Annotated in this window: 26 protein-coding genes; 14 read left to right on the top strand and 12 right to left on the bottom strand. The window is 72.7% G+C overall.

Features of this window, described 5'->3' with window-relative positions:
• Window positions 1–2 precede the first annotated feature (2 nt).
• Complete coding sequence (locus tag D3272_RS11200) at window positions 3–1,184, top strand: sensor histidine kinase (RefSeq protein WP_281010823.1); 1,182 nt, start codon at window positions 3–5, stop codon at window positions 1,182–1,184.
• A 21-nt stretch (window positions 1,185–1,205) separates the two neighbouring features.
• Here the strand turns inward: D3272_RS11200 and speB are convergent, their stop codons facing one another.
• The gene (speB, locus tag D3272_RS11195; protein WP_129219253.1) at window positions 1,206–2,258 is read right to left on the bottom strand and encodes an agmatinase; all 1,053 of its coding nucleotides are present in this window, start codon (window positions 2,256–2,258) and stop codon (window positions 1,206–1,208) included.
• Between the two features lie 93 nt (window positions 2,259–2,351).
• Between speB and D3272_RS11190 the strand changes: the two genes are divergently transcribed.
• The 7 genes from D3272_RS11190 to D3272_RS11160 all read left to right on the top strand — a co-directional run bounded on the left by D3272_RS11190 (window position 2,352) and on the right by D3272_RS11160 (window position 7,742).
• Window positions 2,352–3,158 (top strand): hypothetical protein, encoded by an 807-nt coding sequence (locus D3272_RS11190; RefSeq protein ID WP_129219252.1) that lies wholly within the window; start codon window positions 2,352–2,354, stop codon window positions 3,156–3,158.
• Window positions 3,159–3,349: 191 nt separating this feature from the next.
• Complete coding sequence (locus D3272_RS11185; protein WP_129219251.1) at window positions 3,350–4,048, top strand: response regulator transcription factor; 699 nt, start codon at window positions 3,350–3,352, stop codon at window positions 4,046–4,048.
• Window positions 4,049–4,169: 121 nt separating this feature from the next.
• On the top strand, window positions 4,170–6,092 hold the full coding sequence (locus D3272_RS11180) for a stimulus-sensing domain-containing protein (RefSeq protein ID WP_129219250.1): 1,923 nt from the start codon (window positions 4,170–4,172) through the stop codon (window positions 6,090–6,092).
• Window positions 6,089–6,568, top strand: coding sequence for an HPr kinase/phosphorylase (locus D3272_RS11175; protein ID WP_245496500.1), 480 nt, complete (start codon window positions 6,089–6,091; stop codon window positions 6,566–6,568). Before D3272_RS11180 ends, D3272_RS11175 begins: the two co-directional genes overlap by 4 nt.
• A 107-nt stretch (window positions 6,569–6,675) precedes the next feature.
• Window positions 6,676–7,077 carry a PTS sugar transporter subunit IIA gene (locus D3272_RS11170; protein WP_129219249.1) on the top strand — a complete coding sequence of 134 codons (402 nt, stop codon included), beginning with the start codon at window positions 6,676–6,678 and terminating at the stop codon, window positions 7,075–7,077.
• Between the two features lie 4 nt (window positions 7,078–7,081).
• A complete protein-coding gene (locus D3272_RS11165) occupies window positions 7,082–7,396 on the top strand; it encodes an HPr family phosphocarrier protein (protein ID WP_129219248.1) in 315 nt (104 codons plus the stop codon).
• Window positions 7,397–7,469: 73 nt separating this feature from the next.
• On the top strand, window positions 7,470–7,742 hold the full coding sequence (locus D3272_RS11160) for an accessory factor UbiK family protein (RefSeq protein ID WP_129219247.1): 273 nt from the start codon (window positions 7,470–7,472) through the stop codon (window positions 7,740–7,742).
• Window positions 7,743–7,968: 226 nt separating this feature from the next.
• Here the strand turns inward: D3272_RS11160 and pyk are convergent, their stop codons facing one another.
• The 3 genes from pyk to D3272_RS11145 form a co-directional block, all read right to left on the bottom strand.
• Window positions 7,969–9,393 (bottom strand): pyruvate kinase, encoded by a 1,425-nt coding sequence (gene pyk, locus D3272_RS11155; protein WP_129219246.1) that lies wholly within the window; start codon window positions 9,391–9,393, stop codon window positions 7,969–7,971.
• A 157-nt stretch (window positions 9,394–9,550) separates the two neighbouring features.
• Entirely contained in the window at window positions 9,551–10,084 is a 534-nt protein-coding gene (locus tag D3272_RS11150) for a DUF1036 domain-containing protein (protein ID WP_129219245.1), read from the bottom strand.
• Between the two features lie 14 nt (window positions 10,085–10,098).
• Entirely contained in the window at window positions 10,099–11,088 is a 990-nt protein-coding gene (locus tag D3272_RS11145) for a DMT family transporter (protein ID WP_129219244.1), read from the bottom strand.
• Window positions 11,089–11,214: 126 nt separating this feature from the next.
• On the opposite strand from D3272_RS11145, the gene D3272_RS11140 reads away from it, so the two are divergent.
• Genes D3272_RS11140 through D3272_RS11130 form a run of 3 tightly spaced genes read left to right on the top strand, consistent with a single transcriptional unit; the run spans window position 11,215 to window position 13,121 of the window.
• Window positions 11,215–12,063 carry an N-formylglutamate amidohydrolase gene (locus tag D3272_RS11140; protein WP_129219243.1) on the top strand — a complete coding sequence of 283 codons (849 nt, stop codon included), beginning with the start codon at window positions 11,215–11,217 and terminating at the stop codon, window positions 12,061–12,063.
• 12 nt (window positions 12,064–12,075) lie between these two features.
• The gene (locus tag D3272_RS11135; RefSeq protein ID WP_129219242.1) at window positions 12,076–12,396 is read left to right on the top strand and encodes a DUF1244 domain-containing protein; all 321 of its coding nucleotides are present in this window, start codon (window positions 12,076–12,078) and stop codon (window positions 12,394–12,396) included.
• On the top strand, window positions 12,393–13,121 hold the full coding sequence (locus tag D3272_RS11130) for an FAD-binding oxidoreductase (RefSeq protein ID WP_245496499.1): 729 nt from the start codon (window positions 12,393–12,395) through the stop codon (window positions 13,119–13,121). The genes D3272_RS11135 and D3272_RS11130 overlap by 4 nt, the downstream gene beginning before the upstream one ends.
• A 25-nt stretch (window positions 13,122–13,146) precedes the next feature.
• Here the strand turns inward: D3272_RS11130 and D3272_RS11125 are convergent, their stop codons facing one another.
• The 5 genes from D3272_RS11125 to D3272_RS27275 form a co-directional block, all read right to left on the bottom strand.
• Window positions 13,147–13,704: a sarcosine oxidase subunit gamma gene (locus tag D3272_RS11125; protein ID WP_207210189.1), complete on the bottom strand. Its 558-nt coding sequence runs from the start codon at window positions 13,702–13,704 to the stop codon at window positions 13,147–13,149.
• Window positions 13,697–16,696, bottom strand: coding sequence for a sarcosine oxidase subunit alpha family protein (locus tag D3272_RS11120; RefSeq protein ID WP_129219241.1), 3,000 nt, complete (start codon window positions 16,694–16,696; stop codon window positions 13,697–13,699). The genes D3272_RS11125 and D3272_RS11120 overlap by 8 nt, the downstream gene beginning before the upstream one ends.
• Complete coding sequence (locus tag D3272_RS11115) at window positions 16,693–17,019, bottom strand: sarcosine oxidase subunit delta (protein ID WP_129219240.1); 327 nt, start codon at window positions 17,017–17,019, stop codon at window positions 16,693–16,695. The genes D3272_RS11120 and D3272_RS11115 overlap by 4 nt, the downstream gene beginning before the upstream one ends.
• Before the next feature lie 80 nt (window positions 17,020–17,099).
• Window positions 17,100–18,350: a sarcosine oxidase subunit beta family protein gene (locus tag D3272_RS11110; RefSeq protein ID WP_129219239.1), complete on the bottom strand. Its 1,251-nt coding sequence runs from the start codon at window positions 18,348–18,350 to the stop codon at window positions 17,100–17,102.
• A 128-nt stretch (window positions 18,351–18,478) separates the two neighbouring features.
• Window positions 18,479–18,730 (bottom strand): hypothetical protein, encoded by a 252-nt coding sequence (locus D3272_RS27275; protein ID WP_165361312.1) that lies wholly within the window; start codon window positions 18,728–18,730, stop codon window positions 18,479–18,481.
• Window positions 18,731–18,899: 169 nt separating this feature from the next.
• Here D3272_RS27275 and D3272_RS11100 point away from each other — a divergent pair, with 169 nt between their 5' ends.
• Window positions 18,900–19,454, top strand: coding sequence for an RBBP9/YdeN family alpha/beta hydrolase (locus D3272_RS11100; RefSeq protein ID WP_129219237.1), 555 nt, complete (start codon window positions 18,900–18,902; stop codon window positions 19,452–19,454).
• A 39-nt stretch (window positions 19,455–19,493) separates the two neighbouring features.
• On the opposite strand, the gene D3272_RS27270 is transcribed toward D3272_RS11100, so the two are convergent.
• On the bottom strand, window positions 19,494–20,030 hold the full coding sequence (locus tag D3272_RS27270) for a hypothetical protein (protein WP_165361311.1): 537 nt from the start codon (window positions 20,028–20,030) through the stop codon (window positions 19,494–19,496).
• A gap of 117 nt (window positions 20,031–20,147) precedes the next feature.
• Window positions 20,148–21,371 carry a glutamine-hydrolyzing carbamoyl-phosphate synthase small subunit gene (gene carA, locus D3272_RS11090; protein WP_129219236.1) on the bottom strand — a complete coding sequence of 408 codons (1,224 nt, stop codon included), beginning with the start codon at window positions 21,369–21,371 and terminating at the stop codon, window positions 20,148–20,150.
• Between the two features lie 173 nt (window positions 21,372–21,544).
• Between carA and D3272_RS11085 the strand changes: the two genes are divergently transcribed.
• Window positions 21,545–22,000: a GatB/YqeY domain-containing protein gene (locus tag D3272_RS11085; RefSeq protein WP_129219235.1), complete on the top strand. Its 456-nt coding sequence runs from the start codon at window positions 21,545–21,547 to the stop codon at window positions 21,998–22,000.
• 99 nt (window positions 22,001–22,099) lie between these two features.
• The gene (gene mutL, locus D3272_RS11080; protein ID WP_129219234.1) at window positions 22,100–23,959 is read left to right on the top strand and encodes a DNA mismatch repair endonuclease MutL; all 1,860 of its coding nucleotides are present in this window, start codon (window positions 22,100–22,102) and stop codon (window positions 23,957–23,959) included.
• Window positions 23,960–24,172: 213 nt separating this feature from the next.
• Here mutL and D3272_RS11075 read toward each other — a convergent pair whose 3' ends face one another.
• Window positions 24,173–24,574, bottom strand: a complete 402-nt coding sequence (locus tag D3272_RS11075; RefSeq protein ID WP_129219233.1) for a YidH family protein — start codon at window positions 24,572–24,574, stop codon at window positions 24,173–24,175.
• Window positions 24,575–24,852 lie beyond the last annotated feature (278 nt).

The following is a 24,852-nucleotide window of genomic DNA, read 5'->3' as shown; positions in this document are numbered from 1 at the left end:
CCGTGAGCGGACCCGATGCGGCGGGCGCCGCCCAGACGCAGCCTCCCCCCGACGTCGCCGCGGGACCCTTGACCGGTCCGGCCGTCTCCGGCTCCGCGACGGGCCACAGCCTCCTCTACATCGACGACGACCCGGCGCTCGGCCGCTTCGTGCAGCGCCAGCTCGGCCGGCTCGGCCACCGGGTCGAGACCGCGCAGGACGGCGACGCCGGCCTCGTCCGCCTCGCCGCGGGCGGCTTCGACGCCGTGGCCCTCGACCACTACATGCCGGGCCGGGACGGGCTCGACGTCCTCGACGCGATCCGGGCGCTGCCCGACCCGCCCCCCGTCATCTTCGTCACCGGCACGAGCGAGAGCCGCATCGCGGTCTCGGCCTTGAAGGCCGGCGCGACCGATTACGTCGTGAAGGACGTCGGGGGCGAGTTCGTCGAGCTGCTCGAAGCGGCGGTCCGCTCGGCGGTCGCCGGTGTCGTCCTGCGCCGCGAGAAGGAGGCGGCCGACCGCGCGATCGTCGAAGCCCGCGACCGGTTCGAAGCCCTGGCGGCGGAACGGCAGGTGCTGATGCGCGAGGTCAACCACCGTGTCGGCAACAGCCTGCAGCTGGTAGCGGCCTTCCTGCACCTGCAGGCCAACGGATCGGCTTCGGCCGAGACCCGGGACGCCTTGAACGAGGCGAACCGCCGGGTGCTGGCCATCGCCCAGGTGCACCGGCGGCTCTACACCTCCGACGACGTGAAGGCCGTGGCGCTGGACAGCTACCTGTCGGCCCTGGTCGAAGACCTTCGCGAATCGAGCGACGGGTCGTCGCCCCGCAACCAGCTCTCGCTGTCCGCCGCCGCCGTGATGATCGACGCCGACAGCGCCGTCACCATCGGGGTAATCGTCACGGAACTCGTCATCAACGCCCTGAAATACGCCTACCCGGGCGGCAGCGGCCCGGTGCGGGTGCGGCTCGAAGCCGACGAGCCCGACGGCCGTTACCGCCTGACCGTCGCCGACGACGGCGTCGGCAAGACGGAGGGCGGCGAGGTGCGCTCCGGCGCGGCATCGAGCGGCATCGGGCGCACCATCATCAAGGCCATGGCGTCCAAGCTCAACACGACGGTGACCTACGAGGACGCCGATGCGGGCACCCGCGCCGTGATGGTGTTCGCCGTGACGGAACCCAAGCTCGCCGGCCCCTGAGCGGGCCCTGCCCGCCGCCCGTCAGCAGGCGACCGATCGGGCCGCGATGGCGGGCGCCGCGAGGCTCAGCAGCGTGAACAGGACCTGGGCGGCGCATTGGGCCGTGTTGCTGGTGGGGTCGTACTGCGGCGCGACCTCGACCACATCGGCCCCCACGATGTCGAGACCGTCGAGCCCGCGCAGCAGCTCCAGCGCTTCGCGCGGGGTGAGGCCGGCGACCTCCGGCGTGCCGGTCCCGGGCGCGAAGCCGGGATCCAGGCTGTCGACGTCGAAGGACACGTAGACGGGCCCGTCCCCCACGACGCGGCGGGCCATCGCCACGACGGCGGGCACGCCGAGCCCGGTCATCTCCTCGGCATGCACCACCGTCATGCCGCTGTCGTAGGAGAACTCCCACAGATACTCCGCCCCGCCCCGGATGCCGATCTGGATGGTCCGGCGGGGATCCAGCACGCCCGCCAGCACGGCTTCCCGGAAGGGTCCGCCGTGGTGGAACTTCGAGCCTTCGTAGCGGCCGGACGTGTCGCAATGGGCGTCGACATGCACCATCCCGACCGGCCGCGCGGCGCCGACCGCCTTGAGGATGGAGCCCGAGATGGAATGGTCGCCGCCCACGGCCAGCGGCACGACGCCGGCCCGCACCAGCCGCGAGAAAAAGGCTTCGATGTCGGCGTGGCAGTCTTCGAGCGAGAAGCGGGACCGCATCGTCACGTCGCCGATGTCCGCCACCCGGATGTCGGACAGCGGCGCGCGGCGCAGCACGTGTTCGTAGGGGCCGATCCGCTCGACGGCGCGCACGGCCCGCGGCCCGAAGCGCGACCCGGCCCGGTTGGTGACGCCGAGATCCATCGGCACCCCGACCAGGACGGCCTGCAGGCCGCCGAAATCGGGCAGATCGACCGCCTCGGGCCGATAGGGCGCGCCGCACAGGGTCGCGATCCCGGCAAAAGGCCAGAGGCGCCGGTCGCCGTCAAACTGGGCGGCCGCCACCCGGCGAAACGCCGGATCGTGGATCTCGCCGCCGGTCCCGCCCGCGTATCGGGCGCGCAGCCGCGCCAACTCTGTCTCGTCCATCGGCGACCCTTCCCGGCCCGACCGGCCGCTCGGGCCGGACGGTGCAAGAGACGGGGCGCCGTGTCGCTTCGTCAAGGCCCGACGGGGCCGATCATGGCGTCAGGGCTGGCGCCCGGTCCCCATGGCATTGGCCGGAACCCCACCGGCATCGGCGCCCGGATAGGGCTCGCCCGGCCGCTGACCCTGCGGCCGGCGCTGACCTTGCTGGCCGCCCGGAGCCTGGCCTTGTCCCTGGCTCTGCCCTTGTCCCTGGCCTTGCATGCGCTGGCGCTGCTGGCCCTCGCCTTGGCCTTGGCCCTGCCCTTGCCCCTGCATGCGCTGGCGCTGCTGGCCTTCGCCCTGGCCCTGCTGGCCGCCTTGGCCCTGCATGCGCTGACGCTGGCCTTCGCCCTGACCCTGCTGCTGACGCTGGCCTTCGCCCTGGCCCTGCTGCTGGCGCTGGCCTTCGCCGCCCTGCCCCTGCAGGCGCTGGCCCTCGCCGCCCGGACGCCCTTCGCCGAAGCCACCAGCGCCGCGCGGCCCGGCGAAACCGGGACCGCCCGGACCGGGTCCGTCGAAGCCCGGTCCCGGCCCGAACCCCGGCCCGGGGCCGCCCGGATAGGGACGGAAGGGATGCAGGCGGTGCCAGCGCTCGCGGCGCAGCATCTCGATGCGGCGTTCGCGCCTCAGTTCCGGGCCCAGCAGGACGCCGCCCACGACGCCGCCGATGATCGCTCCGGCTGGCGCGTCGCCCGGGTCGCGGAGCTGGGCGAAGCTTTCGCCCGTTGTGGACAGCATCGCCGAAACGGCGGCGATCGAAATCATGAGACGCTTCAAGCGAGGTTCCCCCGAGGTTGCAGGCATTGTCATTTCCTAATCGACGAAGGTCAGTCTGGTTGCCTCCTCCTGCACCGGGGGTGAACGGATCGGTGGCATCGCGCGTGCAAAACAGGCCGATCCACCTGCGGCCTGCACGCTACTGTCAACGAGAAAGCTCGCGTCACGTCACATTTCGGCCTAGTATGGCTCGCAAGTCACCTGCCGCCTCGCGGCACCCTGCTTCGGCCCCGGACCGGTCGGCGCGTTCGTTTCAGCTGTCCCGGAAGAACATCATGCCGGCCATCGCCCTCGTCGACGACGATCGCAACATCCTCACCTCCGTGTCCCTCACGCTCGAAGCGGAAGGCTACCGGGTGCAGACCTACACCGACGGGGCCACGGCGCTCGACGGCCTCAAGACCAACCCGCCCGACCTCGCCATCTTCGACATCAAGATGCCGCGCATGGACGGGATGGAGCTGCTGCGGCGCCTGCGCCAGAAATCGGACCTGCCCGTCATCTTCCTGACCTCGAAGGACGAGGAGATCGACGAGCTGTTCGGCCTCAAGATGGGCGCCGACGATTTTATCCGCAAACCCTTCTCGCAGCGGCTGCTCGTGGAGCGGGTCAAGGCGATTCTGCGCCGCGCCAACCCCAAGGAGGCGGCGGCCCAGAAGGAATCCGAAGCCAAGCTGCTGGAGCGCGGCAACCTCAAGATGGACCCCGAGCGCCACACCTGCACGTGGAAGAACGAGCAGGTGGTGCTGACCGTCACGGAGTTCCTCATCCTGCAGGCGCTCGCGACGCGGCCGGGCGTCGTGAAGAGCCGCAACGCCCTCATGGACGCCGCCTACGACGATCAGGTCTACGTGGACGACCGCACCATCGACAGCCACATCAAGCGGCTGCGCAAGAAGTTCAAGGTCGTGGACGACGACTTCGAGATGATCGAGACCCTCTATGGCGTCGGCTACCGCTTCAAGGAAGCGTGACGCCACCCGGCACCGGACGGGCCGGTGGGCCGGAGACCCGCCCGAGCCCGAAGCTGAGCCGCGCGTCCCGCAGGACCTCCGGGAGCACCGGCCTGACGCCCAGCACGAGGATCACCCGAACATGACGGCCTCGCCCCTCCGTCGCGCGGCCGGCCAGGGCCGCATCGGCGGCCGCCCGCCGGGCCGCAGCCGCCCGCGCCGCATCCGCCGCTCGATCGGCCTCCGCCTGCGCATGGCCCTGCGCAGCGTTTCGGTGCGGATCTCGTCCTCGCTCACCCGCCGCATCGTCGTGCTGAACCTCGGCGGTCTCGTCGCCCTGCTGGTGCTGTTCCTCTACATCAACCAGTTCCGCGAAGGGCTGATCGACGCCCGGGTACAGAGCCTGCAGACCCAGGGCGAGATCATCGCGGCCGCCATCGGGGCTTCGGCCAGCGCCGACGACACTTCCCTCACGGTGGATCCCGAGAAGCTGCTGCAGGCCACGCCGAGCCCCGCTTCGCCGGGCCGCGCCGCCGCGCCGCCCCCCGCCGACGAGGACCCCTCGGCCTTCGAATTTTCCATCGACCCGAGCCGCATCGGTCCCGTGTTGAAGCGCCTGGTGTCGCCGACCGGCACGCGTGCCCGCATCTACGACAGTGCCGGCGTGCGCGTGGTGGACACCCGCGACATGGCCCTGCCCACCGGTGCCGAGCGCCGCGGTCGCAACCAGCCGGCGGCCGGCGAGCTCTCGGTGTTCGAACGGACCTGGAGCGCCGTCAGGCGGCGCTTCGCCAAGCCCGTCGCCCCGGCGGTCGACGACAGCCGCAACATCGGCGAGGGCGAGCTGCCCGAGGTCGCCGACGCGCTAAAGGGGCAGACGCGGTGGATCGTGCGGGTCAACGCCAAGGGCCAGACCATCGTATCCATGGCGGTGCCGGTGCGCACCGACAGGGTGACGCGGGGCGCCCTGCTGCTGTCGACCCAGCCGGGCGACATCGACAAGATCATCGCGTCCGACCGTTGGGCCCTGTTCCGGGTGTTCCTGGTCGCCGCCGGGGTGATGTTCGTCCTGTCGCTCTTCCTCGCCGGCACCATCGCCGGGCCCATCCGCCGCCTCGCCGAGGCCGCCGAACGGGTGCGACGCGGGGTCGATTCGCGCGAAGAGATCCCGGACTTCACCGCCCGGGCCGACGAGATCGGCCACCTGTCGCGGGCGCTGCGCGACATGACGAAGGCGCTCTACTCCCGCATGGAAGCGACGGAAAGCTTCGCCGCCGACGTGGCGCACGAGCTCAAGAACCCGCTGACGTCGCTGCGCTCCGCCGTGGAAACGCTGCCGCGCATCAAGTCGGAAGAATCGCGCGGGCGCCTCACCGCCATCATCCAGCACGACATCCGCCGGCTCGACCGGCTGATCAGCGACATCTCTGACGCGTCGCGCCTCGATGCCGAACTCGCCCGCAACCGCACGGCGGGCCTCGACGTCGCCGCCCTGGTCCGCACCGTGGTGACCGTGGCCAACGAGGTCGAGCGGGACGACGGCGTACGCTTCGCCTTCAGCGTCGCCCTGCCCGCGCCGGGACAGGACGGCCCGGGCTATCGCGTGCTGGGGCACGATTCGCGTCTCGGGCAGGTGGTCAACAACCTCATCGACAACGCCCGGTCCTTCTCGGAGGAGGACGGGACCGTGCGGGTGGCGGTGCGGCCGGCGCGGCTCGACGAGGACGACGGGGAGGACGGCGTCGCGATCGTGGTCGACGACGACGGCCCGGGCATCCCAGCCCACGCCTTCGAGCGCATCTTCGAGCGCTTCTACACGGACCGGCCCAACCAGGGCTTCGGGCAGAATTCCGGGCTCGGCCTGTCGATCTCGCGCCAGATCATCGAGGCGCACGGCGGCCGCATCTGGGCCGTCAACCGCGTGGCCCCCGGCGACCGGCCGGAGGAGGCCGCGGTGTCGGGCGAGGACAGCCCCGGCGATGGCGCCGAGGAGGCGGCCGACGAGCCCCGCGTCCTCGGCGCGCGCTTCACCGTCTGGCTTCCCCGCATGCGGCAGGGCGGGTGAGCGGCGGACCGGATGCCGTCGTCGGCGCCCTGAACCTCCACGCCGTCGCCCTGGTGGTGGGCGAGGCCGGGCTGCTGATCCGCGGCGGGTCGGGGGCCGGCAAGACCCGGCTCGCCCTGGCGCTGGTGGATGCGGCGCGGCGGGACGGGACCTTCGCCAGCCTCGTGGCCGACGACCGGGCCCTGGTATCCCGCCACGGCGACCGACTGGTGGCCCGCCCCCACCCGGCCCTGGCGGGACTCGCCGAGCGACGCGGGTTCGGCATCCTGCCCGTCGCGCACGAGCCCGCCTGCGCGCTGGTTCTGGTGGTCGACCTCGTGGCGGGCTGGCCGGAACGGCTGCCGCAGCCGGACGCGCGGCGCTGCGAGATCTCCCGCGTCGTCCTGCCCCGCCTCGCCGTCGCCGCCGAGGCATCGACGCCCGACGCGGTGGTTCTTATCTTAAGTGTTCTCGCGGCATCCTGCGGTCAGGCGTGATGGTGCCCGCATTTCGCTTGCCAAGCCTGCCGCGATGCACAAGATAGCGCCGCGGCTGAACGGTCGGGCAGGCATCTTTCCGGCGAAGGCATGAGCGGTAGCTTGCAATGATCGGTATGGTGCTCGTGACACACGGCCACCTTGCGACGGAGTTCCGCGCCGCGCTCGAGCACGTCGTGGGGCCGCAACGGGCCATCGAGACCATCACGATCGGTCCCGAGGACGATATGGAGCAACGGCGGCAGGACATCGTCGCCGCCGTGGCGAGCGTCGATTCGGGCCACGGCGTCGTGCTGCTGACGGACATGTTCGGCGGCACGCCCTCGAACCTCGCCATCTCGGTGATGGACCGCACGAAGGTCGAGGTCGTGGCGGGGATTAACCTGCCGATGCTGATCAAGCTGGCCTCCGTGCGCGACGTGTCGAGCCTGGAAGTCGCCGTGACGCAGGCCCAGGAAGCCGGGCGCAAGTACATCAACATCGCCAGCCGCGTGCTGAACGGGAAGTGAGCCGATGGAGGATGGCGGGCCGGCGATCACGGGCGGGGCGGCGGGAGCGGCCGTGACGCGCGACCTTGCCATCGTCAACCGCAAGGGCCTCCACGCGCGCGCGACGGCCAAGTTCGTGCAGTGCGTCGAGAACTACGACGCCGACGTTACGGTGACGCGCGGCGGCGAAACCGTCGGCGGCCAGTCGATCATGGGGATCCTGACGCTCGGGGCCGGCCGCGGCACCTCCATCACGGTGTCGGCCACGGGCCGCGAAGCCACCGCCGTGGTGGAAGCCTTGGCCGCCCTCGTCGCCAACCGCTTCGGCGAGGACGAATGACCCGCCCCACCTTGCGGGGGAGCGCGAGCGGAGCCATGTCGTCCTCCTGATCTCAGGACGAGGAGGACACAGCATGCCCCAGACCCGCGGCCGCATCTTCGACGACTTCGCCAGCCTCATGACCAACGCGGCGGGCGTCGCCAACGGTGTCAAGCGCGAGGCCGAGACCGCCGTCCGGACCCAGGTCGAGCGCATCCTCAGCGGCATGAACGTCGTGACGCGCGAAGAATTCGAGGCCGTCCGCGACATGGCGGCTTTGGCGCGGGAGGAGAACGAGGAACTGCGCCGGCGCATCGCCGCCCTCGAGGCCAGGGGCGAGCCCAAGTCCGCCACCGTGGTGGTGTGACGGCGACCCGCGCGCTTCCCCCTTCGAGCAGGCGGTGCCGGTCCATTCGAACGGCGGTCTCGAGGCGCGCGAGGCTGTCGACTTGTCGTCGGTAGCTCGGCTTAACTGAAGCCGCCCGGCAGGTCCGCGCTTCGGCGCCGCGGCGTGTCGACGGCGAGGTGGCGGAGCCTTCGTCCTAGGCTGGAGCGCCGACGGCGACGCGCTCCAGCCTTGCCCTCGGGCGGTGTCAGTCGCCCTGCCCCACGAAGGCGATGCGGATGTTGTTGGTGGCGCCGGGCGAGCCGAAGGGGAAGCCCGCGATCACGATCACGCGCTCGCCCGTCTTGGCGAAGCCCTCGTCGAGGGCCGTGCGGCAGGCGCGGTTCGCCATGTCGTCGCCGTTGCGGGCGTCCTCGGTCACGACGGGGTGCAGCCCCCAGGCGAGGCAGAGACGGCGGGCCGCCTCGCGGTGAGGCGTCAGCGCCAGTACCGGCACGGTCGGCCGTTCGCGGGCGATGCGCAGGCCCGTCGACCCGGACGCCGTCCAGGCCACCACCGCCTTGAGGTCCAGCGTTTCGGCGATGTCCCGGGCCGCATGCGCGATGGCGTCTGCGCCGGTCCGCTCGGGCTCGGCGCGCTGCGCCGCGATGATGCCGGCGTAGAGCGGGTCGCGCTCGACCTCCTCGGCGATGCGGTTCATCGTGGCCACGGCCTCGACCGGGAACTGGCCCGAGGCCGATTCGGCCGACAGCATCACGGCATCGGCGCCCTCGAACACGGCCTGGGCCACGTCCGACACCTCGGCGCGCGTCGGCACCGGCGACGTGATCATCGATTCCAGCATCTGGGTCGCCACCACGACGGGCTTGCCGAGGCGGCGCGCCATGCGGCAGATGCGCTTCTGCAGCCCCGGCACCCTTTCGAGCGGCATCTCGACGCCGAGATCGCCGCGCGCCACCATGAGGGCGTCCGACATCTCGATGATCTCGTCGAGCCGGGCGATCGCCTGGGGCTTTTCGATCTTGGCCAGCACCAGGGCGCGGCCGCGGGCGATCTTCTTCACCTCGGCGACGTCGTCGGCGCGTTGCACGAACGACACCGCGATCCAGTCGACACCCTCGTTCAAGGCCGCGTCGAGGTCCGAGCGGTCCTTGGGCGTCATGGCCGAGACCGGGATCTCGGTGTCGGGCAGGCTGACGCCCTTGCGGTTCGAGATCCGGCCCGGGACCTCGACCACCGCCAGCGCCCTGTCGGGCGCGGCTTCGACGACGCGGAGCTTCACCTTGCCGTCGTCGATCAGCATGACGTGGCCGGGGCGCAAGGCGCGCAGGATCTCGGGATGGGGCAGGTGCACGCGGCGCGCGTCGCCCGGCGTGGGGTCGGCGTCGAGCGTGAACGTGTCGCCCTTCACCAGTTCGACGCCCGTGTCGGCGAACTGGCCGACGCGCAGCTTGGGACCCTGGAGGTCGACCAGGACGCCCACCGGGCGGCCGTACTGCGTTTCCAGCGCCCGGATGGCCCGCACGCGCTCGCGCATGCCGTCGTGGCTGGCATGGCTCATGTTGATGCGGAACACGTCCACGCCGGCCTCGAACAGCCGCGCCAGGACGGCGGGGTCCTGAGAGGCCGGCCCCAGCGTCGCCAGGATCTTCACGCGGCGCATTCGTCTCATGCTTATCCCCCCAAGAATGTCGGGTCGGGCGCGCCGCGGAGCGACGGGCCAGGTCCCGGAACCGCCGCCGCGGGCGGCGGCGCTCCGGTGCGGACGGGCCCTCGCAGGGGTCCGTCCGATGTGAATCCCGGTAGGGCCAGCGTTCCCCGCCGTGCCCTCAGGGCGCGGCGGCCGGCGCCGGCGTCGTCGGGGCCGGAACTCCGGCAAGAGCGGGCGTCGCCGGCGCCGTGGTGGCGGCCGCGGCGGGCGTCGTCGGCGGGGCGCCCGGCTTTCCGGGATCGGTCAGCTGCACGGTCCAGTCCTTGGCGTCCTTGCCGGTGTCGATCTCGAGGAAACCCGTGCGGTCGAAGCCCCGCACGAAGCAGTCCTGGCGGCCGTCGATGCGGAACTCGCGGTCGCGCGTGCACATGAAGGCCTTGCCCTTCCACTCGCCGCCGCTCTCGTCGATGCCGTAGACGTAATAGAACTCGGCCGCCAGCGCGCCCCGCAGCAGCGTCTCGCAGGTGCTGGCCTTGAGGTTCCACCAGCCTTCCGACACCCAGGCGGCGCCGTCCGTGTGGGCCATGGCGAGCGACACGCGACTCGCCGTGTTGTTGCAGACGCGGAAATCGGCGCGGGCCGGCGCCGACAGGGCCAACGCGGCACCCAGGACGGCCCCAAAGACTGCGGCGGAGACGATCGGAAGGCGCATGGCGGATCGGGATCTCACGAGGTCAGGGGGGCGGCCGGGACCGGAGCCCCGGCCGGCGACGGGGCGGCGGACCGCGGGCGCGCGATCCAGATGCCGGCCAGGATGGCGAGGCCGCCGAGCGCCTGCACGGGGCTGACCGCCTCGCCCAGCACCGCCCAGGCGACGCCGGCGGCCGCCACGGCTTCGAGAAAGATCACCAGCGACGAGAAGGAGGCCGGCAGGAGGCCGAGCGCGACCGACAGCAGCCCCTGCCCGCCCGCGTGGCTCACCACGGCGAGGGTCAGCAGCACGCCCCAACCGGCCGGGCCGCGAGGGATCAGCTGGGGTTCGAGCGCCAGGGCGAGGACGAGCAGCACGCCGCTTGCCACGAGGCTGAGCTCGAAGGTGACGCGCGCCGCGCCGGCGTGGTCGCGGGCCGCCGCGACGGCGAGGAAATACAGGCCGAAGAACACGCCGGTGACGATGGCGAGGCCGTCGCCCGGCGCATGGGCGGGGTCGAAGGCGAAGCTCTGCGCCACCAGCGCGGCGCCGCCGGCGACGCAGAACCCGAGCCCGACCAGCACCGGCCGGCCGACGCGATGCCCGAGCAGCAGCCAGCCGAACAGCACGACCCAGATCGGCGCGCAGGTGGCGAAGAACGTGGCGTTGGCCACCGTCGTCCGCATCACGGACATGTGCCAGAACATCAGGTCCCCGGCGAAGACCAGCCCCGCCAGCACCGTGGGCCGGGCGAAGGAGACCCGCCGGGCGGCGGCCCCGGCCTTGGCCTCGTCGTGGCGCATCCACGCCCACAGCAGCGGCAGCGCCAGGGCGACGCGCCAGAAGGCGCTGGCGAAGGAACCGACGTCGGCGAGGCGAACGAGGCTCGGCGAGATGCTCATGGCGAGCGCGGCCGCCATCAGGACCACCATCCCGAAGGCCAAGCGGGGGCGCAGCGCCAGGGCGCGAACGGCGGCGGGCGTGGCGGCGGGGGACGGCAGCGCGGACACCTCGGAGTTTGACATCGAACAACCGCGCGGGCCGGGCCGCCCGCGCGGAGGCGCGGGGCGCGGCGAATGCCTTATGGTCCTGAGATCCCGGCGACTCTATGGTCGCCCGGCCCCTCCCCGCGTTCCCCATAGGCCAGGACCATGCCTTTAGCCAGCCTGCAGACGAGCGACGCCGATCCCGTCCCGCCGGTGCGCCGCATCGAAGGGCGGCTCGACGGCGGCCTGCTGCTGCTCTGCGACCACGCATCGAATGCCCTGCCCCCCGCCTACGGCCGGCTGGGCCTGCCGGAGGCGCAATTCGCCCGCCACATCGCCTACGACATCGGGGCGCGGCGCGCCACCGAGGCCATGGCGCAGGCGTTGGGGGCGCCGGCGCTGCTGACGACGTTCTCGCGCCTGCTCATCGACCCGAACCGCGGGCCCGACGACCCGACCCTCGTGATGCGCCTCAGCGACGGCGCCATCGTTCCCGGCAACGCCCGCATCGACGAGGCCGAGATCGAGCGCCGGCGCGCCGCTTTCTTCCGCCCCTACCACGACGCCGTGGCGGACACGCTGGCCCGCATGGCGGCGACCGGCACGGTGCCGGCCATCGTGTCCATGCACAGCTTCACGCCGGCCTGGAAGGACGTGCCGCGGCCCTGGCACGTCGGGCTGCTCTGGGACAACGACCCGCGCCTCGCCGCGCCGCTCTTCGAAGCCCTGAAGGCCGAGCCGGACCTGCAGCCCTGGCAGGACCGGGTCGGCGACAACGAACCCTACGACGGCGCCCTGCCGGGCGACACGATCGACACCCACGCGACGCGGAACGGCTATCCCAACGTGCTGGTCGAGGTCCGCCAGGACCTCATGGCCACGGACGAGGCCGCGGCGGCCTGGGGGCGGCGGCTCGCCCGGCTGCTTGCGCCGATCCTGCGCCGTCCCGACATGCACGAGATCGAGGTCTTTCCGCCCCGCACGGGGCCCGGGCGCCGCCTCGCGGCGCTGTGAGGAGTGTCGCCCATGGACTACGAGATCGACTACGCCATGCAGACGGAACTCGAGGCGGCCGTGTTCCGGCGCCTCGTCGCGCATCTGCGCCAACATCCCGAGGTCCAGAACATCGACCTCATGAACCTCGCCGGCTTTTGCCGGAACTGCCTCGGCAACTGGTATGCCGAAGCCGCCAACGAGCGGGGCCTGCCGCTCGAGCGCGACGACGGGCGCGAGAAGGTCTACGGGATGCCCTATGCGGAGTGGAAGGCCCTCCACCAGACCGAAGCCTCGCCGGACGCCCAGGCGGGGTTCGCGGCGCGCGAGGGTGCCGGGCACGGGCCCGCGTGAGCCTCGACGACGCTCCGGCCCGGCTCGCCTTCGCGCCGGTCCCCATCGTGGCGCGCGAGCCCGTCACCGACACGGTGACGCTGTTCCGCTTCGCCGTGGATTGGCCGGCGCCGCAGCGCGCGGGCCAGTATGTCGAGCTGCGGCTCACGGCGCCGGACGGCTACACGGCCCAGCGCTTCTATTCCATCGCCTCGCCCCCCTCGCAGCGCGGCACCGTCGACCTTCTGGTCGCGCTGGCGGAGGACGGCGAGGTGTCGCGCTTCTTCCACGAGGTCGCCGCGCCCGGCGACGAGATCGAGCTGCGCGGCCCGGCCGGCCTGCCCTTCTCGTGGGCGCCCGCCGATGGCGGGCCCCTGCTGCTCATCGGCGGAGGCTCGGGGCTCGTGCCGCTGCTCGCCATGCTGCGCGAGCGCGCCGCCGCGGCACCGGACGTGCCCGCCGTGCTGGTCTATGCGGCGCGGACCCGGACCGAAGCCCTGTGCCTCGACGAACTCGAGACGCGCGCCCGGACGGAGCCGGGTTTCGACCTTGTCCTGGCGCTGAGCCGCGAGGGCGCGGCGCGTCGGCTCGACGCCGACCTCCTGTCCCAAGCCCTGTCGCGCCTGCCGGCGCCGCCCCGCCACACCTTCATCTGCGGCTCGGGCGGCTTCGTCGAGGCCGCGTCGGACCTCGCCGTCGATGCCGGGCTGCCCGCCGGTACGATCCGGACGGAACGGTTCGGCTGATGGACCGGCTGATCCACCTGGCCGGTCAGCCGAGCCCGCGCTCGGCGACCCTCAGGTAGCCGGCCACATAGTCGGCGAAGCTGCGGTTGACCTCCAGCCGGAACAGGTCGACCCCCCGGCGCCACAGCGCCACGTCGCATTTGGCCAGCACCGTGCGGGTGCACATCCCGACCGGGAAGGCCGCGGGGTCGAGGTCCAGCGGGCAGCCGGTGTTGAGCAGCGTCGCCGCCTGCGTGCCGGCGATGGCGAACCCCACCTGCCGGTGCGAGACGTCCACCAGCGCATGCGGCACGGCGGCGAGCCCGGCGCCGATCGCGGCCACGAGCGCGGCCGTCTCGGCTTCCGGCGCCAGGAGCAGCCACTCGTCGGGTCCCAGCCACAGCGCCGCCCGCGCCTCGGTCGCGGCGGCGCGGCAGGCTCGGCGCGGCAGGTCGCAGCCGAAGGCCGCCGCGCAGGCTTCGGCCGCGTCCGGGCCGCCGCGGAACGACAGGCGCGTCGCCGGGGGCACGAGCGCCACCGACACCAGAGCCCCGGCGCCCGGCGGGAGCGCCCGGGCCGCCATCGTCATCGTCGGCTCAGCCATTGAGGCGCTTCCCCTCGGGGTCGTGGAACACCGGACCCACGACGCGGGCCGCGATGGCGCCGCCCGGCATGGGCACGAAGACGGTCTCGCCCGTGCGGGCACGGCCGTTCTCGACCAGCGCCAGGGCGATCGGCGTCCCGGCGGTGGGGCTCCAATAGGCGGAGGTGACATGGCCGATGGCGTGGGTGCCGACCGGGGGGTCGGCGGTGGGGGTGATCTGCGCGCCCTCCTCCAGGACCGTCCGGCCCTCGATGGCGAGGCCGACGAGCTGCTTGCGGCCGGGCGCCACGAGGTCGGGCCGCGCGAGCGAGCGCTTGCCCACGAAGTCGGGCTTGCTCATCGCCACCATGCCGCCGAGGCCGAGGTCGTCGGGGGTGGTGGTGCCGTCCGTCTCCTGCCCCACGATGACGTAGCCCTTCTCGGCCCGCATCACATGCATGGCTTCGGTGCCGTAGGCGGTGCCGCCGAGCGCCGCCGTGCGCTCCCACAGCGCCTGCCAGACCGCGGCGGCATAGTCCGCCGGGACGTTGACCTCGAAGCCGAGTTCGCCCGTGAAGGACACCCGGAACAGCCGGGTCGGCACGCCGCAGATGCGGCCCTCGCGGATCGCCATGTGGGGGAAGGCCTGGGCCGACAGGTCGATGCCCTCGACCAGCGGCGCCACGATGTCGCGCGCCCGCGGGCCCTGCACGGCGATGACGGCCCATTGCTCCGTGACCGAGGTGAGCCACACCTTCAGCTCCGGGAACTCGGTCTGGAGGTAGTCCTCCATGTGGTTCAGCACGCGCGGGGCGCCGCCCGTCGTCGTGGTGACGTGGAACCGGTCCGGCCCGAGCCGGCCCACCACGCCGTCGTCCATGACGAAGCCGGGTTCGTCGAGCATCAGGCCGTAGCGGCAGCGGCCGGGGGCGAGCTTGGTCCAGGCGTTGGTGTAGAGGCGGTTCAGGAACTCGGCAGCGTCCGGCCCCACGACCTCGATCTTGCCGAGCGTCGAGGCGTCGAAGATCCCCGCCACCGCGCGCGTGGCCCGGACCTCGCGCGCCACCGCCGCATGCAGGTCCTCGCCGGCCTCCGGGAAGTACCAGGCGCGCTTCCACTGCCCGACATCCTCGAACCGCGCGCCCTGGGCGGCGGCGAGATCGTGGATGGGGGTGCGCCGCACGGGGTCGAAGAGGTCGTCGCGCGCCGCGCCCGCGAAGGTGCCGAAGGTGACGGGCGTGTAGGGCTGACGGAACGTCGTCAGGCCGACCTCGGGCAGCGTCCGGCCGAGCGCACCCGCCGCGATGGCGAGCGAGTTCATGTTGGACGTCTTGCCCTGGTCGGTCGCCATCCCGGTCGTGGTGTAGCGCTTGACGTGCTCGATGGAGCGGAAGCCTTCCCGCACGGCGAGCTTGATGTCCTTGGCGGTGACGTCGTTCTGGAAATCCACGAAGGCCTTGACGCGGGCCGGGTCGCGGCCGTGCGGCAGGGCACCCAGGATGCCGCCGCCCTCGCCCGCATGGTCGCCGGTCACGGCGTGGCTGCGGCCCGCGCCGGAGCCGGCGGCCGCCGCGCCCGCGGCCGAGCCCTCGTCGAGCGCCGCCGCGAGGCCCCAACTGCCGGCGCAGGCGCCCACCGAGGCCTGCGCCTGGGCGGGGTCGCCCGGCAGGTAGCGCTGGGTTTCGGCGTCGAAGCGCAGCTTGCCGCGGGACTGCGAGAAGAGGTGGACGGCCGGGGTGAAGCCGCCCGACATGAGCAGGAGGTCGCAGGGCACCGTCTCGAAATCGGTGGCACCTGTCCCCGACGCCTGCGCCACCATGGCGCCGGACACGCGCAGCGACCCGGTGGTGCCGACGACCGTGCCGCCCACCGTGACGGGCAGGCCGGCGGCGCGCGCGGCTTCGAGGCCGGGGCCGGCGGGCCGCGGCCGGGTGTCGACGATGCGGGCGATCTTGACGCCGGCGCGCGCGAGGGCGAGGGCGGTCCGGTAGGCGGCATCGTGGGCCGTGACGACCAACGCCTGGGTGCCGGGCTTCACGCCGTAGCGCTGCAGGTAGGCCCGGGCGGCATCGGCCAGCATGACGCCCGGCCGGTCGTTGTCGGGGAAGACGAGCGGGCGCTCGGCCGCGCCCGTCGCCAGCACGACGCGCTTCGCCCGCACCTGCCAGAGCCGCTCGCGCGGCGCGCCGGCCGGCACATGCGGCAGGTGGTCGGTCAGGCGCTGGGCCAGCGCGACGAAATTGTGGTTGTAATAGCCGAAGCCCTGCGTGCGCGGCAGCAGTGTCGCGCCGCGCCGGGCGAGTTCGGCCAGCGTGGCGGCGACCCATGCGGCGGCCGGCATCCCGTCGACGGTGGCGTCGGGCTCGCAGAGCAGCGCGCCGCCCATCTCGGCGCCCTCGTCGCACAGGATGGTGCGGGCCCCGGCCCTGGCGGCCGCCAGGGCGGCGGCGAGGCCCGCCGCCCCGCCGCCCACCACCAGCACGTCGCAATGGGCGAAGCGGTTTGCGTAATGGTCGGGGTCCGCCTCCTTCGGCGGCACGCCGAGGCCGGCGGCGCGGCGGATCACGGGCTCGAACAGCTTGGCCCACAGCGTCGTGCCCTTGACGAAGCGCGGCCCCATGAAGGTCTTGTAGTAGAACCCCGCGCCCAGGAGCGGCGACAGAAGGTCGTTGACGGCGCCGAGGTCGAAGCCCCGCGCCGGCCAGCTGTTCTGGCTCGACGCCACGAGGCCTTCGTAGAGCTCGACCTGCGTCATGCGCAGGTTCGGCTCGGTGCGGGCCCGGTCGCGCGCCACGGTGCAGAGGGCATTCGGCTCCTCGGCGCCGGCCGCCAGGAAGCCGCGCGGCCGGTGGTACTTGAAGGATCGCCCGACGAGGTGCACGCCGTTGGCGAGCAGGGCCGACGCCAGCGTGTCGCCCTGGCAACCCTCGTAGGCGTGACCGTCGAAGGTGAAGCGCAGCGGCCGGGCGCGGTCGACGCGTCCGCCGCGCGCCAGGCGGTGTTCGCCCGTCATGGCGCCACCTCGTCGCCGGCACCGATGCGCGGGGCCTCGCCTTCCGGCCCGGGCAGGGGCACGTCCGGGCGGGGCTCGCCGGCCTTGTAGCTCGCCAGGATGGCGTCGCTCACCGTGTCGCGCAGCACGTTGAAGAAACGGCCGCAGCCGGAAACGTGGCGCCAGCGCTCGGCCATGATCCCCTTGGGATTGTCGCGGAAGAACAGCGTCTCGGCCCAGGCCGGGTCGTCGACCGCGGGGTTGCGCGTCACGTGGGCGTGGCCGGCGTTGCGGAACTCGAGCTCGGGGCGCGGGCCGCAGAAGGGACAGGGGATCAGCAGCATCGGGTCACCCGGCGCGACGCGGGGAGCGGCCCGCGGGGAAAGCGAAGGAAGGGTCATGGGCTGGACGGGAGGGCGGGCCGCTAATGCGCCACGGCCGCCGCCGCCGCCTCGTCGATCAGCCGACCGGTGCGGAACCGGTCCAGCGTGAACGGGGCGTTGATCCGGTGGGGCTCGCCCGTCGCCACCGTGTGGGCGAAGACGTTGCCGGACCCCGGTGTCGCCTTGAAGCCGCCCGTGCCCCAGCCGCAGTTGACGAACAGGCCCGGGACCGGCGTCTTGCCGATGATGGGCGAGCGGTCCGGCGTGACGTCGACGATGCCGCCCCAGCTGCGCAGCATGCGCAGCCGCCGCACCATCGGGAACAGCTCGCAGATCGCGTCCAGCGTGTGGGTGGCGATGTGGAGCCCGCCCGTCTGGCTGTAGCTCACATAGGCGTCAGTGCCGGCCCCGATCACGAGTTCGCCCTTGTCGGACTGCGACATGTAGGCGTGGATCGTGTTCGACATGACCACGCAGGGCATCATGGGCTTCACGGGCTCGGACACGAGCGCCTGCAGCGGGTAGCTTTCGAGCGGCAGCCTCACCCCCGCCATGGCCATGACGTGGCTGGTGTTGCCGGCCGCCACCACGCCGACGCGTTTCGTCGCGATCGGCCCGCGGGTGGTGTCGAGGCCCGAGACGGCGCCGGAAGCGTCGCGCGTGATGCCCTTGACCTCGCAGTTCTGCACGATGTCGACGCCGAGCGCCGAGGCGGCACGGGCATAGCCCCACGCGACGGCATCGTGGCGCGCCACGCCGCCGCGGCGCTGCAGCGTCGCGCCGAGGATCGGGTAGCGGATATGCTCGGAGGTGTTCAGGATCGGGCAGAAGGCCTTCGCCTCGTCGGGCGACAGCCACTCGTTGTCGATGCCGGCCAGGCGGTTCGCGTGAACGTGACGCTTGAACACCTGCACGTCGTGGATGTTGTGGGCCAACATCATGCAGCCACGGGGCGAATACATGACGTTGTAGTTCAAGACTTGCGACATATCCTGCCACAGCGTCAGAGCGTGGTTGTAGAGCGCCTCGCTCTCCTCCCACAGGTAGTTCGAGCGGATTATGGTCGTGTTGCGGCCCGTGTTGCCGCCGCCGAGCCAGCCCTTCTCCACCACGGCGATGTTCCGCAGGCCGTGTTCGGCCGCCATGTAATAGGCCGTGGCCAGCCCGTGGCCGCCCGCGCCGACGATGACGGCGTCATAGGCGGGCTTCGGCGCGGCGTCGCGCCATTGCGCGGGCCAGCCCTGGTGGCCGGCAAAGCTTTGGCGGATCAGGTTGGCGAGGGAAAATCGCAAGGGATCGGGGCTCCGGGCGGTCCGCGGCAATCTCGGACCTGACGGTGCCGCCGTCTAGCACCGGAGCGACGCCGACCTCGCCGCGATGCGACACGGCCGGCGAAGGCGCCGTGCCCGCGCGCCCGCCCTCAGCAGCCCTTGCAGACCGAGGACGTCGTCTTCTGGGCCCGGTGCTCCTGGGCCCGATCCAGGGGCGTCGGGGCGGCGGCGGCCTGTCCCGATCCGGCGGCCCCGGTGGCGCCGACCGAGGGCGGGGTGCGGCTCACGTTGCCGCCCCCGACGCTCGAGCCGGAGGTGGGCGCCGAATTGGCGGTCTGGGCCTCGGCGGTCCCCGCCGCGAGGACGGCGGCGAGGGCGAGGGCGGCGGCGGTCTTGATCATGGCGAACTCCTTCAGGCCCCGAACGCGGAACCACCGAAGCGGGTCCCGAGGGACAGCCCCCGGCGCCACGACGGCCGCCGACGACCTCGACAGCGAGGGCACCTCGACAGCGAGGGCCTGCCGCGTCAAGGTCGTGCCGTTCTCCGACATCGATCGAAACACGACCGTCATGCGCAGCCGCGACACCGACCTTCTCATCATCCCGGGCCTCGGCGGCTCGGGCCCCGACCATTGGCAGAGCCGATGGCAGGCCAAGCTGCCCAACGCCCTGCGGGTCGAGCAGGACGATTGGGACCGGCCCGAGGCGGCGGCCTGGGAAGCCCGCATCGTGGCGGCGACGGAGCGCTGCGAGCGGCCCGTCGTGGCCATCGCCCACAGTCTCGGCGTGGTCGCCCTGGTCCGGGCGGCGCCGCGCCTCGCCGCCACCGGCCGGCTCGCCGGCGCCTTTCTGGTGGCGCCGCCCGGCGAGACGGCGCTGATCGGCATCCCCGCCGTGGACCCGTCCTTTCGCCCCTATCCGACCGATCCGCTGCCGTTCCGCAGCATGCTCGTCGGCAGCCAGGACGACCCCTATTCGGGCATCGAGGAGACCGCGACGCTGTCGGCGGCCTGGGGCTCGGCCTTCATCGACGCCGGCAATGCCGGCCACATCAACAGCGACTCCGGCCACGGCCCCTGGCCCGAGGGCCTGATGGTCTTCGCCGGGTTCCTCAGCCGGCTCTGACGCCGCGGCCGGCGCCAGGCTGGATGCGGGCGCGCGCCGTCAGCGGCGGTAGCAGGTGCGGTGCGTGACGGTCTTGCGCCATCCGGCGGGCGTGGTCGACTGCGCTTGCTCGACGGTGCAGCCGACGTCCGGCGCCCCGTAGCCGTCGTCGTAGGCGTCCGCGGCGATGGGGGCCGCCACGGCGCGGTAGCGCGGCAGCGGGCGCTCGACGACGCCGTAGGCGGGCAAGGGGCGCTCGAAGCCCGGCCCGTAGCGGAAAGCCGGGCGTTCCACCAGCACCGGCCCGCCGGGGCCGAAGCCGCGACCCTCGCCGGGGCCGAAGTCCGCCTCGCGGCGGGGGAAGCCGGGGCCGAATCGCCGTCCGGGGTCGCGCTCGTCGAAGACGACCGGGCCGGGGCCGCCGCGGGGGCGGCGGGGCGCGATGGCATCCTCGCCGTCGTCCCCGGCGCCGCGGCCGTGGAACACCGACGGCCCCCGGCCCTCGTCGTAATAGTCGGCGGCCGCGGCCGGACGGGGAAGGCCGGCCAACAGGAGCGAGGCGGCGACGGCGGACAGACACGCGATGCGGTGTGACATCTTCTTCACCTTTTCCCTGGATCCCGGGGGATCGCAGGGAAAAGGTGGGCGTCCCGGTTTGAACCGAGCCTGAGCGCGGCGTTCATCGGGCCTTCACCGGACGTGAGGCCCGGAGGGTCAGCGCGGCTCGGCCGGCGTGTCGGCTGAAGTGTCGGCCTTGTCGGCCTCCATGAGGTCGACGAAGCGGCGGAACAGGCCGAGGCTGTCGTGCGGGCCGGGCGAGGCCTCCGGATGGTACTGGACCGAGAAGGCCGGCCGGTCCGACAGGCTGATGCCGCAATTGCTGCCGTCGAAGAGCGACACGTGGGTCTCGACGGCTTCGGGCGGCAGGCTCTTCGGATCCACGGCGAAGCCGTGGTTCATGGACACGATCTCGACCCGGCCCGAGTCCTGGTGCTTCACCGGGTGGTTGGCGCCGTGGTGGCCCTGATGCATCTTCACCGTCCTGGCGCCGAGCGACAGGGCCAGGAGCTGGTGGCCGAGGCAGATGCCGAAGGTCGGCACCCTGCGGTCGACGATCTCGCGGATGACGGCGCCGGCATAGCGCGCCGTTTCGGCCGGATCGCCGGGCCCGTTCGACAGGAACACGCCGTCGGGGCGCAGCGCCAGGATCTCCTCGGCGGTGGCGGTGGCCGGCACCACGGTGACGGCGCAGCCGGCATCGGCGAGGAGGCGCAGGATGTTGCGCTTGATGCCGTAGTCGATGGCGACGACGCGATGCTTCGGCGCCTCCTGCCGGCCGAAGCCGCCCTCGAGGCTCCACACCGTCTCGTCCCATTCGGACCGCTGCGCCGAGGTCACGCCGGGCACGAGGTCGGTGCCGTCCATGCCGTGCCAGCCGGCCGCCTGCGCCTTCAGCGCCGCGACGTCGAAGCGGCCACCGGGATCGTGGGCGATCACGGCGTTGGGCATGCCCCGGTCGCGGATCAGTGCCGTGAGGGCGCGGGTGTCGACCCCGCCGATGCCGATGATGTCGCGGGCCTTGAGCCATTGGTCGAGCGGCTTCTGGGCGCGGTGGCTCGACGGCGCCGTGATGGCGGCGTGCAGGACGACGCCCCGCACCCCGCCCTCGGCGGCGGCGTTCAGCGTCTCGACATCCTGCTCGTTCACCCCGACGTTGCCGATGTGCGGGAACGTGAAGGTGACGATCTGGCCCGAGTAGGACGGGTCGGTCAGGATCTCCTCGTAGCCCGTCATGGCGGTGTTGAAGCAGACCTCGGCGACGGCGGAGCCGGTCGCGCCGAAGCCCGTGCCCTCGAGTACGGTGCCGTCGGCCAGCACCAGGAGCGCGGTCGGAACGGGATCGGTCCAGCCCGCGGTGGCGTCTTGTCGGTCGCTCATCGGCGTTCTACACCCGCGTTGCGGCGGACGATGCCGGCGCGGCGGCTCCCCGCCCGCGCCCGATCGCTCCCGCCCTGTCGTGACTTGCAATGATGTCGCATCGTTAGAGACCGTGCCGCGATGGGTCAATCGCGGGCGCGCCCCGGCGGCGGCGTCGGGCCGGAGAACCCCCAATGCGTGAACAGCTTCCCACCCTCATGAAGGAGGCCATGAAGGCCGGCGACAAGAAGCGCCTCGGCGCCATCCGCCTCATCGGCGCCGCCATGAAGGACCGGGAGATCGAGGCGCGCGGCCTCGGCAAGGAGATGACCGAGGAGGACGAGCAGGCCGTCCTGCGCAAGATGGTGAAGCAGCGCCAGGATTCGATCGTGGCCTACGAAGCGGCCGGCCGGGAGGAGCTCGCCGCCCAGGAGCGCGACGAGGTCGCCGTGCTGGCGGAGTTCCTGCCCCAGCAGATGGACGAGGCCGGCACCCGGGCCGCCATCGCCGAGGCGATCGCCGAGACGGGCGCGGCCGGCCCCAAGGACATGGGCAAGGTGATCGCGGCCGTGAAGGCCAAGCACGCCGGCCGCATCGACTTCGGCAAGGCGAGCGGCATCGTCAAGGACATGCTGGCCCGGCAGGGCTGAGGCGGCAACGCCCGGCCGGGCCGGGCTCGGCGACGTCGGTCTGGGGAGAACGGGACCGTCGCCCTTGACGGCCCGCGCGGCCGGCCTGACATAGCCCCCATGCCGGTGCGCCGCCTCGACCCGATCCTGATCGACCGCATCGCCGCCGGCGAGGTGGTGGAGCGCCCCGCCTCCGCCATCAAGGAACTGGTCGAGAACGCGGTCGATGCCGGGGCGCGCCGCATCGCGGTGCGCATCGAATCGGCCGGTCGGGCGCTGATCCGCGTTTCCGACGACGGTTGCGGCATGGACGCCGATGACCTCGCCCTCGCCATCGAGCGCCACGCGACCTCGAAACTGCCGCACGGCGACCTGCTCGACATCGCCACGCTGGGGTTCCGGGGCGAAGCCCTGCCGTCGATCGGCTCGGTGGCGTGGCTCGACATCACCAGCCGCTCGGCGGCGGCCGACCGCGCCCACGCCGTCTCGGTCGATGCCGGCATCGCGTCCCCGGTCCGTCCCGCCTCGCGCGGCCCCGGCACGACCGTCGAGGTGCGCGACCTGTTCGGCGCCACCCCGGCACGCCTGAAGTTCCTGAAGAGCGACCGGGCCGAGGCTTCGGCGGTGGCCGACGCCCTGCGCCGCCTCGCCATGGCCAATCCCGCCATCCACCTGTCGCTCGAGGGGACGCCGGCCATCGGCTTCGACTACCTCGCCTGCGGGGAGGACGACGAGGGGCGCCTGACGCGGATCGCCCAGATCGTCGGCGACGACTTCGTCGACAACGCGCTGCCGCTGCGGGCCGAACGCGAGAGTTCGGACGGCGAGGGCGTCGCCGCGACGGGCTTCGTCGGGCTGCCGACCTTCCATCGCGGCACGCGCGACGGCCAATACCTCTTCGTCAACGGCCGGCCGGTGCGCGACAAGCTGCTCGCCTCCGCGCTCTACGCCGGCTACATGGACCACATCCCGCAGGGGCGGTTTCCCGTCGTGGCCCTGTTCCTGGCCTGCGGGTCTCGCGCCGTCGACGTCAACGTCCATCCCGCCAAGGCGGAGGTCCGGTTCCGCGACGCCAACCTGGTGCGCGGCCTCGTGGTCTCGGCCATCCGCGACGCGCTGTCGGGCGCCCTCCACCGGGCTTCGACCCGGGGCGGCGCCCGCACGCTCGACGCCATCGGGGCCCGGAGCTTCGGCCACGGCTATCGGGCGCCGCCGCGGCCGGCCGGCGGCTGGGATCCGCGGCGCTCGGCCGGCGCGCCCGCCGGCTACGGGCCGCGGTCCGGCGACGGGCCATCGGTCGGCGGCTTCGCCGAACCGGCCCAGGCGAGCTTCGCATCCGAGCCCTCGGCGGACGTGCGGGTGCACGAACCCGCCGCCACGCCGGCGGTCGCCGACGAGGATGCGCCGCTCGGGGCCGCCCGGGCGCAGTTCCACGAGACCTACCTGCTGGCGCAGACCCACGACGGCATCGTCATCGTGGACCAGCACGCGGCCCACGAGCGCCTGGTCTACGAGCGCATGAAGCGGGCCCGCGCCGAGGGCGGCATCGGCCGGCAGATGATGCTGATCCCGGCCGTCGTGGAGCTGCCGCCGGACGTCGCGGCCGTGCTGCTCGACGAGGCCGAAGCGCTGGCGGGCCTCGGCCTCGGCCTCGAGCCCTTCGGGCCGGGCGCCGTCGCCGTGACCGAGGTTCCCTCCGTGCTGGGCGACGCCGACGTGCTGCGGCTCGTCAAGGATCTCGCCGAGGTCATCAAGGCGGACGGTGTCGCCCTGCCGCTGGAGCGCCGGCTCGACCACTACCTCGCCACCATGGCGTGCCACCGCTCGGTGCGGGCGGGCCGGCGCCTGCTGCCGGACGAGATGAACGCGCTGCTGCGCGAGATGGAGCGCACGCCCGGCTCGGGCCAGTGCAACCACGGCCGCCCGACCTATGTCGAGCTCAAGCTGTCCGACATCGAGCGGCTGTTCGGGCGTCGCTGAGCGGCTTGGGACTGGGACATCCGCCGCCTGTGTTCGGTTCGCCGTGGGTCCCAGGCTGACGCAGGCGGGCCCACGCGCCTGTGTCCGATCTGGGCTGTCTCTGCCACGTGCCACCACGTGCCGAGATGGCAGCTGCAGACGGCAGGTCAGACCACCGATTCGATGCCGGAGCGTGCCTGCGGTGCGATGCGGAGACGCTCGGTCCGCGTATCGTCAGCGGCTTTGCCCGAACCAGATCCCGACCAGCGCGGCGATGGAGACGGCTCCGAGCAGGACGTTCACCGCGATCAGGAGGACGCGTGGCAGACGCCGGACCTCCGGGTGAGGGTCGATGGCCCCGGTGTCGATCTCGCGCCAGACCGCCGCCCCGAAGCAGAACGCGCTGAACAGGACCAGCACGGTTCCCGCCAGGATGATGACCCACTCGGGAACGACCCCATGCAGGGTCGCCTTCGCGCCGACACCGCTCGCCAGGGCCACGAGAGCCGTACGGACCCAGGCGGCATAGGTCCGCTCCGCCGCGAACACGGTGCGATTGGCGGCGAGGATGGTCCGCCGGTCGGCACTGTCCTCGACGCGCCCAGCGCTCGCCTCGATCTTTTTCTCGTGTTCCATGCCCGCTCCGTCGAAGGTCGCCGCGACCCGAGATCGAGCGGACCCGGTCCCTGGCGCTGAGACAACCACGAGATCTCACACCAAAGGGTAACGGTGACGCGCGACCGTCACCCGCGTGGCGCTGCCAGCGAGCGGGGTGGCGCGGCGTGGACGACGACGTCGCCTCCCCATCGGATGACCGGCGTCACCCCCGGAACGACCGAGGTCGTTCCACCCTGGAGCGCCCGGTCGGAGACGGGGCGCGACACGGGCATCGCGCCACAGCACGCCGTCACTGC

It is taken from the genome of Lichenibacterium ramalinae, assembly GCF_004137085.1.
Classification (GTDB): domain Bacteria; phylum Pseudomonadota; class Alphaproteobacteria; order Rhizobiales; family Beijerinckiaceae; genus Lichenihabitans; species Lichenihabitans ramalinae.
The sequence above is the reverse complement of the archived record's forward strand: the minus strand, read 5'-3'. Positions and strand labels throughout refer to the sequence as shown.